This is a genomic window from Limnospira sp. (assembly GCF_051859755.1).
Classification (GTDB): Bacteria; Cyanobacteriota; Cyanobacteriia; order Cyanobacteriales; family Microcoleaceae; genus Limnospira; species Limnospira fusiformis.
Map to the genome: position 1 here is coordinate 34,968 of NZ_JBIMLI010000022.1, position 11,700 is coordinate 46,667.

Annotated in this window: 22 protein-coding genes; 8 read left to right on the forward strand and 14 right to left on the reverse strand. The window is 42.8% G+C overall.

Annotated elements, in window-relative coordinates:
• The first annotated feature begins 349 nt into the window (after positions 1–349).
• Positions 350–802, forward strand: coding sequence for a hypothetical protein (locus ACTIE0_RS06200; protein WP_006623724.1), 453 nt, complete (start codon positions 350–352; stop codon positions 800–802).
• Entirely contained in the window at positions 799–3,423 is a 2,625-nt protein-coding gene (locus ACTIE0_RS06205; RefSeq protein WP_006668543.1) for a P-loop ATPase, Sll1717 family, read from the forward strand. Before ACTIE0_RS06200 ends, ACTIE0_RS06205 begins: the two co-directional genes overlap by 4 nt.
• Positions 3,424–3,597: 174 nt before the next feature.
• On the opposite strand, the gene ACTIE0_RS06210 is transcribed toward ACTIE0_RS06205, so the two are convergent.
• From ACTIE0_RS06210 to ACTIE0_RS06220, 3 genes are read right to left on the reverse strand one after another with little or no spacing between them, the layout of a single operon-like run.
• On the reverse strand, positions 3,598–3,969 hold the full coding sequence (locus ACTIE0_RS06210; RefSeq protein ID WP_235720161.1) for a hypothetical protein: 372 nt from the start codon (positions 3,967–3,969) through the stop codon (positions 3,598–3,600).
• A 14-nt stretch (positions 3,970–3,983) separates the two neighbouring features.
• Positions 3,984–4,328 carry a hypothetical protein gene (locus ACTIE0_RS06215; RefSeq protein WP_006668545.1) on the reverse strand — a complete coding sequence of 115 codons (345 nt, stop codon included), beginning with the start codon at positions 4,326–4,328 and terminating at the stop codon, positions 3,984–3,986.
• Positions 4,329–4,355: 27 nt separating this feature from the next.
• Positions 4,356–5,279 carry a CHAT domain-containing protein gene (locus ACTIE0_RS06220; RefSeq protein WP_348619939.1) on the reverse strand — a complete coding sequence of 308 codons (924 nt, stop codon included), beginning with the start codon at positions 5,277–5,279 and terminating at the stop codon, positions 4,356–4,358.
• Here ACTIE0_RS06220 and ACTIE0_RS06225 point away from each other — a divergent pair.
• A complete protein-coding gene (locus tag ACTIE0_RS06225) occupies positions 5,218–5,478 on the forward strand; it encodes a hypothetical protein (RefSeq protein WP_006668547.1) in 261 nt (86 codons plus the stop codon). The two genes, ACTIE0_RS06220 and ACTIE0_RS06225, sit on opposite strands and share 62 nt — an antisense overlap.
• 18 nt (positions 5,479–5,496) lie before the next feature.
• On the forward strand, positions 5,497–5,877 hold the full coding sequence (locus ACTIE0_RS06230) for a hypothetical protein (RefSeq protein ID WP_006668548.1): 381 nt from the start codon (positions 5,497–5,499) through the stop codon (positions 5,875–5,877).
• A gap of 573 nt (positions 5,878–6,450) precedes the next feature.
• Here the strand turns inward: ACTIE0_RS06230 and ACTIE0_RS06235 are convergent.
• The 3 genes from ACTIE0_RS06235 to ACTIE0_RS06245 all read right to left on the reverse strand — a co-directional run bounded on the left by ACTIE0_RS06235 (position 6,451) and on the right by ACTIE0_RS06245 (position 7,297).
• Complete coding sequence (locus ACTIE0_RS06235; RefSeq protein WP_006623716.1) at positions 6,451–6,642, reverse strand: hypothetical protein; 192 nt, start codon at positions 6,640–6,642, stop codon at positions 6,451–6,453.
• 80 nt (positions 6,643–6,722) lie between these two features.
• On the reverse strand, positions 6,723–7,109 hold the full coding sequence (locus ACTIE0_RS06240; RefSeq protein ID WP_006623714.1) for a hypothetical protein: 387 nt from the start codon (positions 7,107–7,109) through the stop codon (positions 6,723–6,725).
• Positions 7,109–7,297, reverse strand: a complete 189-nt coding sequence (locus tag ACTIE0_RS06245) for a hypothetical protein (protein WP_006623713.1) — start codon at positions 7,295–7,297, stop codon at positions 7,109–7,111. Before ACTIE0_RS06245 ends, ACTIE0_RS06240 begins: the two co-directional genes overlap by 1 nt.
• A gap of 183 nt (positions 7,298–7,480) precedes the next feature.
• Between ACTIE0_RS06245 and ACTIE0_RS06250 the strand changes: the two genes are divergently transcribed.
• The 3 genes from ACTIE0_RS06250 (at position 7,481) to ACTIE0_RS06260 (ending at position 8,776) form a co-directional block, all read left to right on the forward strand.
• Entirely contained in the window at positions 7,481–7,693 is a 213-nt protein-coding gene (locus ACTIE0_RS06250; RefSeq protein WP_006668552.1) for a hypothetical protein, read from the forward strand.
• 15 nt (positions 7,694–7,708) lie between these two features.
• Positions 7,709–8,155 carry a type II toxin-antitoxin system VapC family toxin gene (locus ACTIE0_RS06255; RefSeq protein WP_006668553.1) on the forward strand — a complete coding sequence of 149 codons (447 nt, stop codon included), beginning with the start codon at positions 7,709–7,711 and terminating at the stop codon, positions 8,153–8,155.
• Between the two features lie 375 nt (positions 8,156–8,530).
• Positions 8,531–8,776, forward strand: a complete 246-nt coding sequence (locus ACTIE0_RS06260; protein WP_006668555.1) for a hypothetical protein — start codon at positions 8,531–8,533, stop codon at positions 8,774–8,776.
• Between the two features lie 34 nt (positions 8,777–8,810).
• On the opposite strand, the gene ACTIE0_RS06265 is transcribed toward ACTIE0_RS06260, so the two are convergent.
• From ACTIE0_RS06265 to ACTIE0_RS06295, 7 genes are all read right to left on the reverse strand, one after another.
• Positions 8,811–9,080, reverse strand: a complete 270-nt coding sequence (locus tag ACTIE0_RS06265) for a HepT-like ribonuclease domain-containing protein (protein WP_006668556.1) — start codon at positions 9,078–9,080, stop codon at positions 8,811–8,813.
• On the reverse strand, positions 9,052–9,435 hold the full coding sequence (locus ACTIE0_RS06270) for a nucleotidyltransferase family protein (RefSeq protein ID WP_006623707.1): 384 nt from the start codon (positions 9,433–9,435) through the stop codon (positions 9,052–9,054). Before ACTIE0_RS06270 ends, ACTIE0_RS06265 begins: the two co-directional genes overlap by 29 nt.
• Complete coding sequence (locus ACTIE0_RS06275) at positions 9,435–9,596, reverse strand: PIN domain-containing protein (RefSeq protein WP_006668557.1); 162 nt, start codon at positions 9,594–9,596, stop codon at positions 9,435–9,437. The genes ACTIE0_RS06270 and ACTIE0_RS06275 overlap by 1 nt, the downstream gene beginning before the upstream one ends.
• Positions 9,596–9,823 (reverse strand): type II toxin-antitoxin system Phd/YefM family antitoxin, encoded by a 228-nt coding sequence (locus ACTIE0_RS06280; RefSeq protein WP_006623706.1) that lies wholly within the window; start codon positions 9,821–9,823, stop codon positions 9,596–9,598. Before ACTIE0_RS06280 ends, ACTIE0_RS06275 begins: the two co-directional genes overlap by 1 nt.
• Before the next feature lie 147 nt (positions 9,824–9,970).
• Positions 9,971–10,384: a type II toxin-antitoxin system VapC family toxin gene (locus tag ACTIE0_RS06285; protein ID WP_231296322.1), complete on the reverse strand. Its 414-nt coding sequence runs from the start codon at positions 10,382–10,384 to the stop codon at positions 9,971–9,973.
• A 5-nt stretch (positions 10,385–10,389) separates the two neighbouring features.
• Entirely contained in the window at positions 10,390–10,647 is a 258-nt protein-coding gene (locus tag ACTIE0_RS06290) for a type II toxin-antitoxin system Phd/YefM family antitoxin (RefSeq protein WP_006623704.1), read from the reverse strand.
• Positions 10,648–10,806: 159 nt separating this feature from the next.
• Entirely contained in the window at positions 10,807–11,037 is a 231-nt protein-coding gene (locus ACTIE0_RS06295) for a hypothetical protein (RefSeq protein ID WP_006623702.1), read from the reverse strand.
• Between the two features lie 52 nt (positions 11,038–11,089).
• On the opposite strand from ACTIE0_RS06295, the gene ACTIE0_RS06300 reads away from it, so the two are divergent.
• Positions 11,090–11,278 carry a hypothetical protein gene (locus ACTIE0_RS06300; RefSeq protein ID WP_155839129.1) on the forward strand — a complete coding sequence of 63 codons (189 nt, stop codon included), beginning with the start codon at positions 11,090–11,092 and terminating at the stop codon, positions 11,276–11,278.
• Between the two features lie 220 nt (positions 11,279–11,498).
• Here ACTIE0_RS06300 and ACTIE0_RS06305 read toward each other — a convergent pair whose 3' ends face one another.
• Complete coding sequence (locus tag ACTIE0_RS06305; protein ID WP_006623700.1) at positions 11,499–11,693, reverse strand: hypothetical protein; 195 nt, start codon at positions 11,691–11,693, stop codon at positions 11,499–11,501.
• Positions 11,694–11,700: the final 7 nt, after the last annotated feature.

Sequence of the window (11,700 nt, forward strand, 5' to 3'; positions counted from 1 at the left end):
TTTACCCAGATTTGTTGGGTTGCGCTTCGCTTCACCCAACCTACGATTTTAAGTTCAACGGCGAGGGTTAGTTGCCATTGGGGTTCCTTGACAATGAGGCAGAGCGAGGATCTAGGTTGATTGACCGGTTCATGCAGAGAGTGCTACCGTCGAGGCTAATTATTATCGAAAGTGGTAAAATAAATTGAGTAAGTAGGTAGGCAAAATTAAATGTAAAATAGGTTTAACCTGTGTAACCTTTAGTGGTCAAGGGTTTCAGGATTTAACAGCTTACCGCATTTCACAAATCATTAGTCCCTCCTACTTATAAAGTTGGTGGCTTTTTAGATAGGTGACATCTGAGTTGGTTATGGAAGATTTTGCTGGTGCGTGTTTAGCAAGAAAAAAAGATGCTGAGGCTCTACTGAAGCTACAAGACCACAATATAGCCGCTTTGCATCTGGGTGGCATTAGTATTGAGTGTCGTTTAAAGTCATTGCTCGCTGACTATCATAGCATCAGTGAATGGGATGAAAAAAGTCGCAGAAAGAAAGACTCTATGTTTAATCAGCAGATCCATAATCCAGGACATAGTTTGACAACAGCCCTACGCCATATGCCAGAATTATTCAAATTGGCAAAATCAGATCAGCAACTTCTAAAGCACCTAAACTGTCTGATTTACCCTCTTGGTGCAACCTCTGTTGATTATATCGGTTTACGTTATGTAGATCAGGCATCATCCATTCAGCGGGATGAGTGGAAAAAGAGCTTTGATTATGTTTATGGTTGGCTAGAAAAGAATGAGGTAAGAATTGGATGAATCCCTCAAAACTGCGTGAGGAACTGAAGCATAAATTCTCCCATAATTTTCAACTGGATGTTGGAGATGGTGGTTTTGTTTTGTTAACCGTTATTGCCGAAAAGTTTAATGGAAAGAGTAGGGCAGAGCGATTACAAGAGGTTGAACCATTAATTCAAAAAGCTGATTTATCCGTTGGCATCATTGAGTTATATACTCCTGATGAAGCAGTCGAGCAAGGCATAGCACTATCAGATACAAACAATGATATTCCGACATCATGGCAAAAAGCTGTGGATATGTTAGCATCGGGCAAAACTTTTTCAGAAAAAGACAGTCATCGGATCAAGCGTGTCGTATTTTATTCTTACAAGGGGGGGGTCGGTAGAACTACCGCATTAATCCAAACTGCTTTTCAGTTAATGCGTTCTGGCAAGCGAGTTGTTATTGTTGATATGGATGTTGAGGCACCGGGATTACATACTTTACTCCCTCCTCAAAAATTCACTTTAAAACTAGGTTTAGTCGATTATTTATGGGAACGCCAAACTTGTTTTTTAAATGAAGTTCATCAACCTCAAGTTGAGTTGGGGGGCGAGGAAGGCATTATCTATAGCGTCACAGATTCACATTCTAAACGTCCTTTATTTGTTGTACCTGCGGGAAATATTGGGCGTAGATATGTGCAACGATTATCACTGTTGACGACTACACACCTTTTTGATAAGGCTGATGATCCATGGTTGCAGTTTGAGCAGGAACTTTGGGAGCAGTTTCAACCTGATATCATGCTGATTGATGCACGAACAGGCCTCAATGAATGGGGCGGTTTCACCTTGTTAGGGCTGGCAGATGATATTTTTATCGTCTTATATCCTAGTGAACAAAATGCTGAAGGTGTTCGTTTTGTGAAAAACACTTTAAATGAACTGAGTCATGCTGATGTCAAATTAGTGTTATCCCCTGTTCCTGAAGGTATCATTGGCGCTAATTTAGTTGAAAATATAAAAGACTCTTTAGAGTTAACTAATGATCAGCAAAAAGAACTGTTCCAAATTCCTTATCATCCTAATATCGCGGGTGTAACTCAGTTTCCGGTTGAGACTGCTTTGCCTTACTACGCTCCCATTGCAAATTATTTACTCGAAAAAAGTAGTGTATTAGAAACTGACGCACTAATTAATCCATCTAACCGTTTAAGTTTACTTAGATCTTTATCCTTTTCAGAACGTGATGCTGCTAGTATTTTAGACAATGATTTTGATAAAATTTTTCAAAAGACAACTGATTTTGAGCGTTGCTTGGACGATGCTGTTTGGGTAATTCGGGGGCGGAAAGGTACAGGTAAGTCAACGCTATACACCTTATTTACTCAGCATCGTGAAAATGCTGAAAAGTATGCACGGGGTCGGCTAGAAAATATAACCATATTGTCAGGCCACGGCAATAGTGACCAATTTAGACCCACAGGTGATGTTTTTGCTCAAATTCACCAAAAGCTTGATGAACATCAAAAAGATTGGTTATCCTTATGGCGGGCTTATGCTGTTATTCGGATTTATCGTTCAGTTCCTGAATTCCTTGAAATATTGAAGCAGGATAAATTTAAAGGTTTGCGGTCTCGATTAAAATATAACTTTTCCCTAGATAGGTACAATATTTGGGAAGCAAAACATACTGATAAACTGGTTGAATTTGTCACGGATGACGATTTAAATTCCTGTTGCCGAGATGCTTTGAGTTATTACGATCGCTCCTTGGGTAAAGTTGCACAAAAAATCTGGTTACTTTATGATGATTTAGATCAGGATATTCAAGAAAATAGTCCTTACCAACAAGCCGCCTTGGGCGGGTTGATGCGTCTAATTTACGATTTCAATAATCAAGGTTTATATCATATTCGTTTTAAAGTATTTTTGCGAGAGGATATCTGGAGTAATTTGATTTTCACCAATAAAAGTCATTTTGGTGAAGCACGTACTTTACTATTGCAGTGGGGAAAAATTGATTTTTTGCGTTTAGCCTATCGTTTAGCAATTGGGGGGTCTATCGATTTCAAAATGCTTTCTAACCGTGTTCGGCCCCTAACGGATAATGAGATTGATGAAGCCAGTGAAGATGCTTTACGTCAAGCATTGGGGCCGTTATGGGGTTTGAAGGTTCAAAAGGGCAAAAATGCTTATGTATCTCAATGGGTGTATTCCCGGTTAACTGATGCCAGTAACAACACTTATCCGCGTTCTTTAAATATTTTACTGAAGAAAGCCAGAGAGGTAGAGTTAGCCGCACCAACCAAAAATGTAGCGAGTAATCGTTTATTAGGTTGGAAGTCTTTAACTGAGGGTTTGGAGGCTGCTTCTCAAGAACGGTGTGATGCGATCAAAAATGAATATCCAGAATTCTTAGCATTTTTTGAGCGTATGAATAAATTAAGTTCTTTGTTTAATGTGGAAGAGTTAGAGCCTTTATGGCGGGATAGTGTTGCTAATCAATCTAATTGGTCTTTTGAAAATTTCTTAAAAAGATTGCAGCAAATTGGTTTGATAGCTGAAAGAAGGAATAAAAAGCGTTATGGCTATGCTGTGGCTGATTTATACGTTTATGGGTTTGGCGTTAAGCCGAGGCAGGGGCAGCGAAAATAGTTATTTTCGTTTTGGCTGAATTTGTTGGTTGGCGCTTTGTAGGTTGGGTGGAATGGAATGTAACCCAACATTTTACCCAGATTTGTTGGGTTGTAGGTTGGGTGGAATGGAATGTAACCCAACATTTTACCCGGATTTGTTGGGTTGCGCTGTCGCTTCACCCAACCTACGATTTTAAGATGGAACTTTAATAAATTCCGAGTTCAGGTCAATTTGCCAATTTTCATCAACAAATTCTAGGTTTTCATCATAGACTAACATCAGTTCCGCGATAGAAATGGGAGGGTTAGTGGTTTCGAGATTGAGGGTAAATTTCAGTTGAATGCGGCGTTTATCTCCGTTGAAAATCACGCCGCTGCTGATTAATTCGGGCGACAGAGGACGAGGGAGGATGATGTTTTCATAAAAGCGATCGCTTTCATCCCAATAGCCGGATATTTGATAATCACATAATGCCAAATGCTCCCAAACCAGAGCATTAGAATCAATACCCTTAACAACCTCTGATAAATTTTCCCAAACCGGATGTTTATTGAAAGTTGCCATAAAAACCATCAAGATTAACCCTCTTTTTTGCCCATTTTCGGGGCGCGGGTTAGCAGAATTTCCGTAATTTTCGGATAGAGATTTATATAAGCCGTGTCCTCTGTATTGGGGGAATCGTTATCAGAACCTTTTAGCTTCCTTTCCCCCAACTTATCCATCACTTTTTGAGTCAGTTGAGGATAGGAAGCACACCATTTCCCCAGTTCATTCGCCAATTCCAAATCCGACTTATCTTGACAAGCTGCTAAACTATCGTTAAGCTGATCTAAGCCTTCGATAGCGCCTGAGCTTTGCCAAATATTATCCGGGTTACTGTCCCACACTTCCAGAAACGCAGCAATTAAATCTTGGGGATTCATTGGGGATTCTTCCTCATACAATACAGGTCAATTTATCTGTCCAATGGCGCAAAATGCAGCCCAGAAGTAAGGAGATGAAAAGGGCTTACTTTCGGCGGTCTTCCCCCATTGTAAGGTAAATTTCATTTGCCCTCGCCGTTCCTCACTAATCACGGCACAGCTATCAATCCAGTCTAACAAATCTTGCACCGTCGCTTCCCGCAACCATTTCTGAGTCTGCTGCAACGCCAGAACCACCGACAGTTCCGGTTGCTGCTGGAGAGTTTGATAAAACTGAATCATAAAAATCGCCGTAGAGATATCCGCTACCGCCCAAAGGGTACTCACCACATTGGGAGAACCCGCGAAAATGAAGCCACTGGGTAAACCGATATATTCATCACTGGTGGAGGTGAGGTCCGTGATACCCGTTTCGCAGGCGGAGAGGGTGACGAGACGGCAGTTGGTCAGGTCAAGGCGTAAGATATCCTCTAAAGTCAGACATTTTTGCAGGTCCAGCAGTTTGTTGTCTTTTAGAGGCAGATAGCGGCTGGGGTCATCCGTTGGGGGAGGGGGCGTAAATTCGCTTTTAGCCAGGATGAGGGCGGATTTGAGGGCATCTTCAAAGTTGAAGTAGCCGTGACAGGAGAAGTGGACACAGTGGGCATTTTTCAGGGTTTCGGCATCAATGGCGGCTTTTTCGGCTTCGTCATGTTTGAGGACTTGGTGGGGGTGAAACAGGGATTGGATGGCTTCCACTTCCATATCCGTGAATTGGAGGTCTTCGGTGGGGTTTTGGATAGCGAAGAGTTGGTTAAAGTGCGGGCGTTGCCGATTTTGGGCTTGTTGCAGAACTTGGCAGTTGGGGGCGTATGCGACTCCCTTGGGGAAGAGGTCTTGGAGGGGCGCAATGCTTGCGCCCGGGTTGTTTGCGCGATCGCCGGGAATTGGGCGCTGCTCCGAAATCAGGATTAAACCGTTAACCCCTGAACTTCGGCAACTTGATCAGGTGTTTTGCTGTATCATTGGCAACAGGGACGAATTCAACGGGAAGCGGATGTTAACTTTTGGGTTGACGATGTTCTTGTTGGCTACATTACGCTTCTGGCTGACTTCTGATGCTGAGTTAGAGGTTATTGGTCGCCAGTGGCTTTTGCTGTTAGACTACTAGAAAGGAAAGTTAAGTCGAATGAACTATAATGTTATAGCTTTAGCTTGTGAATCACTAAGTTATAGAGAGAAATTACGTCTGGCACAATTGCTAATACAGGTGGCCAGAAAAGAAGAAGAAAATGCCAACCCTCAAAATAGAATTGAGATAATTGAGGCAACAACCGATCAGAATACTACGGGTAAGGAAGCCTCAAAAGATATGAACACTATCGAATATATTGAAAACCGGCTATTGAAGTTAAAACCCACAAAAATAAAATCTCTAACGAATTCAATTAAATCTATGTATCAATTTCAAGGTGGAATTTCTGATGATGACATAAATGAAATCATTTTGGATTTACAAAAACGTAATTTTATAAATATCGAACAAAATCGGGTGATCTATTTACAATGAAGCGTTAATGTATGGTTTGCATAATCAAGAAAGATTCTATAAATATATGGAAATTCAGGGGGCAATTTCCTATTTTTTCGCCAGATGTGCCAGGGTATTAAGGGGGTATTTTAAGATTTATCCAACGGAGCAGTAAGTCGCTATGGTTTTATATAAATTGGAATGCCGGGGAACAGTGAACCGGGAACAAAAGAAGGATTGAAGACAATTTGACTAACTTGTGAATATCCCGTTTAAATGCGTATTAGCTTATTGGATACGGAGTTTTTTGTCGGAAAAAGCGAAGTATGGGCAACCCAGAGCAAAACCCGTTTTCTGGGATTATACGATAAAATATAGGCCAAATAGAGAAACTGTTGCTGTCGCCACTACGCATTAAATTTGAGATCGCACAGGATTTTTCCCTGGTTCATCCATAGCAAGGCATCAGGTCGGGAACTGTCGGGAACACCACCCCATTTTCCCCCGTGTCCCAGCCTCAGAAACCGGGTTTCTTTGTTAAATCTTTGTGAAAGAATCGAGATGCTGCTAGAAACCCGGTTTCTTTTGCCCGACTACCCAGAAACTGGATAGCTAAAGATTTCTGATTTTGCGTAACTCCTCCAAAAACTCCTCCCGCGTCACGGACCCTAAAACCTCGCGCCGTTCCTGAGTATAATCTCCTTCCAACCTAATTTGTTGCAAAAAGCGAATCGCATCAGACTGCCCCAAATGATTGACTAAAATCTGATAGCCCTTTTCTCTTAACTCTAGTGCGTTCATCATCAACGACTCCTGTTTACTGCTCCTGTAAAACCTCAATCAGCCACACCACCGGATTACGAATAGCCACCTTTAATTGTAGTTCATGCCTGCGAGCCGTCATTGAGCAAGCGATCGCCCGTAGAAAGAAAAATATCCGCCCCAGACGCTTCTGCACAAGCCAGATGAAAAGAATCAAAAAGCCCAAACCCCAAACCTTCTAGTTGTCGTGAACGTTCCTCAACTGCCTGATTGATTTCCTGCATTCGTGTTGCTAATGCCAAGACATTAAAGATGCTGGCTTTTTTATCCAGATTCCGCATTTTTTCCAGTTCCACGAGAATGGCTTCACTGGAAATTAGTTGCCATTCTCCCGTGCGAACCCGTTCCAAAATACTTAAAACTGAGCCTCCCTCTAGCCGAACCCGCTCCTGCACCCAGTCATCAAAGGGGCGATTGAGACAACACACATCTAAATATACCGCAACCATCACACCCCCTGCAACTGAGCCGCCACTAACTCGCACACCTGCACAAACCCCTCATCCACTAACTCACTGGACTGGTTAAGGACATCATTTTCCTCCCCACTGGGACAGTTGAGGAGTTCTTGAATCAGGGCGAGATAAGCCTGCGATCGTTGTTCATCCATAGCCGCGCACCGGGTAGGGGATAGCACCCCGATTTTACCCTATTCCCGCGACTCAGAAACCGGGTTTCTTTGTTAAATCTTTGTGAAGCAATAGAGATGCTGCTAGAAACCCCGTTTCTTTTCCGGCGGCTAGAAGCCCGGTTTCTTCCCTGAAAAGATGAGTTATAATAATCCAACAGACTCCAATCACCTGAAAACTCAACCCTGACTATGACCCGGCAACCTACTCAAAATCAGCCCCAGGCAATCGAAGCACGAGTCACCAGCTTGGAAATCGAACTCACTCAAATTAAACAAGTCTTAGCCACCGTCACCTCCCCACAACAACCCTGGTGGGAACGCATTGCTGGGAGTCACGCCAACGATCCGACCTTTGAAACGGTGATTCAACTCGGACAAGAATGGCGCAAAACGGCTCAATAAAGTGAGGCAAATCGGATGTATATTTTGGATACGGATCATCTGAGTCTCATTCAACGCAATGGTGAACCCGGTCAACGGATTTTGGCAAAAATAGCAACCGTTGAGAATATTCAAGTTGCTGTCACTATCATCACTTATGAAGAACAAATCAGAGGAAGACTCAGTTTTTTGTCCCAAGCGAAAACAGTTGAGCAACAAATCATCGCTTATGAAGGACTGCAAAAAACGGCAAAGGACTATTGTCTTATCCCCATTTTACCCTTCGATTATCCTGCCGCAGTCGAGCATCAACGCCTCCGCAAAACCTACCCCCGTTTAGGCAATATGGACTTGAAAATTGCTGCCATTTCTCTGGTTCAAAATGCCACCCTCCTAACGTGCAACCAGTCTGATTTTGGCATTATCCAAGAACTCTCCATCGAAAACTGGTCAATCAACGGTTCTGGAATCAGGGATAAATAAGCCTGCGATCGCTCTTCATCCATAGCCGCGCACCGGGTAAGGAATAGCACTCCCATTTTACCCCATTCCAGACACTCAGAAACGGGGTTTATTTCTTAAATCTTGGTGAAGGAATCGAGATGCGGCTAGAAATCAGGTTTCTTTTCCAGCGGCTCAAAACTCAGTTTTCTCTGACAAGATGGGTTATAATCATCCTGATGCTCCAATCATCTGAAAACTCAACCCTGACCATGACTCGGCAACCTACTGAAAATCACCCCCTGGCGATCGCCGCACGAGTCACCCGCTTGAAAAATGAATCGCACTGTTGGTTTAATTGTATCAGCAATTTAAGTTAAGATCAAGCCCTTAATTACTCATATCATCTTGATTAAAATGACTCGAAAAATCAACCTTGAACTTCCCGACGATCTGAGCCAACGTTTAGAATCCAAAGCTCAAATCATCAACCTCTCTTTAGAAGCAATGATCTTAAAATCATTAGAGGACTTAGCTACCCAACCTGACGATCCAATTGCCGCACTGATTGGCACATTAAGCGCTGAAAATAACGATATTGCATCTCGCCACGACGACTATATTGGCGAAGCCATTTATTCACGGGAGTTGCCCAGTGAATAATAGTGTATTTGTTGATACTTCTGGCTGGGCCAACTTATTTATCAAAGAGGTCAATTCCATCATATTCATGGACGAGTCGATTTCTCATCCCGTTAATCACTGACCAAGGAATTGTAGTCAAGCGATCGCGAGTCGGTTCAGAAACTCGTTTTGCTGCTTCACCAATCAGTGAAAGTCTCCGAATTATCGCATCTTGCAATTGTAAATCAGTCGCTAAATCTTCCCGCGATCGCCCAGAAATATATTCCGTCACGATTTCGGCGGATTGCAGCATATCAAGCAAGGATTGAACATCCCGTTTCATAAATCACCCGTGCAGAAGATAGAATGGCTTGGCGACGCAGATAGTTCCGACTATTCTCAATTCCCTTTCGAGTTATTAAATCAACATCGCGCTCAAATAGTTGTTTGAGTTCCTCTTCCATCTCAGCTAAATCAAACAGGGTGGGATGGGCTTCGGGATGAAATTGTACCATAACATCCACATCACTATTCCCATGAAAATCATCCCGCAGAATCGAGCCGAATAAGGCAAACTCGGTGACTTTCCACTTTTGGCAAAATTCAGCAATTTCTTCCATCGGCAGTGCGATCGCAGTCTGAATCATGTCAACATTAACATCCAATTCGCCTAAGTCCATCATCGGCAAAAATATCATCACCCTCTAAGTCTATCCCCTCGGCAGAAGAGGCGATCGCGAAACGCATCAAACGCCTTATGATTATGACCGTCTTCGACCAAATCACGCACCTTGTCGCTCAACCGAGAATTTCCCATAAAAAACCGGAGAACCGTATGAGTATCCAGGAGTAACCGCATTAAATATAGTCCTGAAAATCATCCAAGGGTTCATCAAAATCATCCCGGAGGGAAATCCGGTCTTTATCGCACCCAAATAAAGGGGGACGCGGCTGAGGTGATAAAACGGGAGCAATTTTAATGGTTTGCTGATTATTTTTACTGATGATAATTTCTTCTCCGGCAAAAGCCATTTCTATCAGTTCCATAATTTGCGGTAAGGCTTGGTTAATATCAATAATTTTCATCGCTTATCCTTCCTCGTTCATCTATAACCTAGCACCAAGGAATAGCACTCGGGTTATTTTACCTCATTCCCAAACCTCAGAAACCGGGTTTCTTTCTTAAATCTTTGTCAAGCAATAGCGATGCTGCGAGAAACCCGGTTTCTTTATCTAAGCCAACCAATTTTCAAGGGTTAATCCATCAAAATCAGCGAAGTCTGAGACATTACGAGTCACTAGAACCAAATCGTTAACCCTGGCGATCGCTGCAATCTGTCCATCCGGGTAGGAAGGTGTTCGACCCAAAGTGGTCAATCTCGCCCGTTCAATGGCAAACCATTCCGCCGCCCGATCGCAGTAGGGCAGAATAATCATTTTATTCTGGATGACCTGGGTTAAGTAATGAGACAAAAGTCTTTTTCGTCGCGACTCGGGCAAGCGATGAAACCCATAAAGAAGCTCATGCCATGTCACTGATGCGATCGCTGATTCTGGCAAATTGTGTCGAAACTGCGCTAAAAAAGCCGGATTGGGCTGGAGCTTAATACTTTCTGAAATAATGTTAGTATCTAGGAGAAATTTCATCCTCATCACCACCCGGGCTTTTCAGGAGTGGGGGTGTCGTCCCGAACATTGGCAAAAATATCATCAACTTCTAAGTTTATCCCCTCGGCTACAAGGCGATCGCGAAACGCATCAAACGCCTCTAAAATCCCCTCTGATTTCGCCGAAACAATTTTAGCAACAGGTTGGTCTGCCTGAAAAATCACAAAACTTTCTCCAGCTTGGGCGCGTTGCAGATAATTGCTTAAATTTTGACTTACTTCTTCTAGGGTGATTTTATTCATCAATTAACCTCGCCACTAACTAGCCGGACGAATCTAGTTCATATTTTACCCGATATTACCAAAACCGAACCCTCAGAAACGGGATTGGTTTGTTCAATCTGGGTGAAGGAATCGAGAGACTGCCAGAAACCCGGTTTCTTTTGCCAGAACACCCAATTATCAATTATCAATTATTTCGTCGTATTGGGTGCTGTTGTCTGTTGGCTGTTTTTTCATGGTCAGCAGAATCTCATTTAAGGATGTTTGGTCGAGAAACTGATGGCGTTCTTGGGTATAGTCGCCTTGACCATGAGTAAAGTATTGAATAAACCGGATTGTATCAACAACTCCCAAGGAATTGATTAGGACTTGATAGCCTTGTTTGATGATTTCTTGTTGTGTCTTGCTCATAATTGCTTTTTATTTGGGGTTGACAGTCATTAGCCATTGTACGGGATTTTGGATGGCAACATTTATCGTTTTAATATTTCGCTTTGCTCTGTTTATTAGGCGATCGTCTGTGGATAAAAATACATCGGCATTACTTCGCTCTGCACTAGCAATATGGGTGGCATCATATCCAGAAAATCCTAGTTTTACAGGTTCTTTAAGGCGATTCTCGGCTGGGTTTGATTATCAAATGGACGATTGAGACAGCAAGCATCTAAGTAAATTCTGAGGCGATCGCTCATATTAGGCGAGTTCTCCCGGTTAAATTCCTGCATCACTCCCTGTTTTATGGCTTGGGAACACCATCCCGATTTTACCCATCCCCGCGACTCAGAAACCGGGTTGATTTCTTAAATTTTTGTTAAGGAACAGAGATGCTGCTAGAAACCGGGTTTCTTTTGCCCAACCCCCCAAAAACCCGACTACTCAAGATTTCTGATTTTGCGTAACTCCTCCAAAAACTCCTCCCGCGTCACCGACCCTAAAACCTCGCGCCTTTCCTGGGTATAATCTCCTTCCAACCCCATTTGTTGCAAAAAGCGAATCGCATCAGACTGTCCCAAATGACTGACTAAAATCTGATAGCCCTTTTCTCTTAACTCTAATGCGTTCATCATGAAAAAT

Excerpts from the sequence above, each read along its gene's own strand:
- ACTIE0_RS06200 (WP_006623724.1), top strand. The coding sequence starts at position 350 with ATGGAAGATTTTGCTGGTGCGTGTTTAGCAAGAAAAAAAGATGCTGAG.
- ACTIE0_RS06205 (WP_006668543.1), top strand. The coding sequence starts at position 799 with ATGAATCCCTCAAAACTGCGTGAGGAACTGAAGCATAAATTCTCCCAT.
- ACTIE0_RS06210 (WP_235720161.1), bottom strand. The coding sequence starts at position 3,969 with ATGGCAACTTTCAATAAACATCCGGTTTGGGAAAATTTATCAGAGGTT.
- ACTIE0_RS06215 (WP_006668545.1), bottom strand. The coding sequence starts at position 4,328 with ATGAATCCCCAAGATTTAATTGCTGCGTTTCTGGAAGTGTGGGACAGT.
- ACTIE0_RS06225 (WP_006668547.1), top strand. The coding sequence starts at position 5,218 with ATGCTTGCGCCCGGGTTGTTTGCGCGATCGCCGGGAATTGGGCGCTGC.
- ACTIE0_RS06230 (WP_006668548.1), top strand. The coding sequence starts at position 5,497 with ATGAACTATAATGTTATAGCTTTAGCTTGTGAATCACTAAGTTATAGA.
- ACTIE0_RS06235 (WP_006623716.1), bottom strand. The coding sequence starts at position 6,642 with ATGATGAACGCACTAGAGTTAAGAGAAAAGGGCTATCAGATTTTAGTC.
- ACTIE0_RS06240 (WP_006623714.1), bottom strand. The coding sequence starts at position 7,109 with ATGGTTGCGGTATATTTAGATGTGTGTTGTCTCAATCGCCCCTTTGAT.
- ACTIE0_RS06250 (WP_006668552.1), top strand. The coding sequence starts at position 7,481 with ATGACCCGGCAACCTACTCAAAATCAGCCCCAGGCAATCGAAGCACGA.
- ACTIE0_RS06255 (WP_006668553.1), top strand. The coding sequence starts at position 7,709 with ATGTATATTTTGGATACGGATCATCTGAGTCTCATTCAACGCAATGGT.
- ACTIE0_RS06260 (WP_006668555.1), top strand. The coding sequence starts at position 8,531 with ATGACTCGAAAAATCAACCTTGAACTTCCCGACGATCTGAGCCAACGT.
- ACTIE0_RS06265 (WP_006668556.1), bottom strand. The coding sequence starts at position 9,080 with ATGAAACGGGATGTTCAATCCTTGCTTGATATGCTGCAATCCGCCGAA.
- ACTIE0_RS06270 (WP_006623707.1), bottom strand. The coding sequence starts at position 9,435 with ATGATATTTTTGCCGATGATGGACTTAGGCGAATTGGATGTTAATGTT.
- ACTIE0_RS06275 (WP_006668557.1), bottom strand. The coding sequence starts at position 9,596 with ATGCGGTTACTCCTGGATACTCATACGGTTCTCCGGTTTTTTATGGGA.
- ACTIE0_RS06280 (WP_006623706.1), bottom strand. The coding sequence starts at position 9,823 with ATGAAAATTATTGATATTAACCAAGCCTTACCGCAAATTATGGAACTG.
- ACTIE0_RS06285 (WP_231296322.1), bottom strand. The coding sequence starts at position 10,384 with ATGAAATTTCTCCTAGATACTAACATTATTTCAGAAAGTATTAAGCTC.
- ACTIE0_RS06290 (WP_006623704.1), bottom strand. The coding sequence starts at position 10,647 with ATGAATAAAATCACCCTAGAAGAAGTAAGTCAAAATTTAAGCAATTAT.
- ACTIE0_RS06295 (WP_006623702.1), bottom strand. The coding sequence starts at position 11,037 with ATGAGCAAGACACAACAAGAAATCATCAAACAAGGCTATCAAGTCCTA.
- ACTIE0_RS06300 (WP_155839129.1), top strand. The coding sequence starts at position 11,090 with ATGGCAACATTTATCGTTTTAATATTTCGCTTTGCTCTGTTTATTAGG.
- ACTIE0_RS06305 (WP_006623700.1), bottom strand. The coding sequence starts at position 11,693 with ATGATGAACGCATTAGAGTTAAGAGAAAAGGGCTATCAGATTTTAGTC.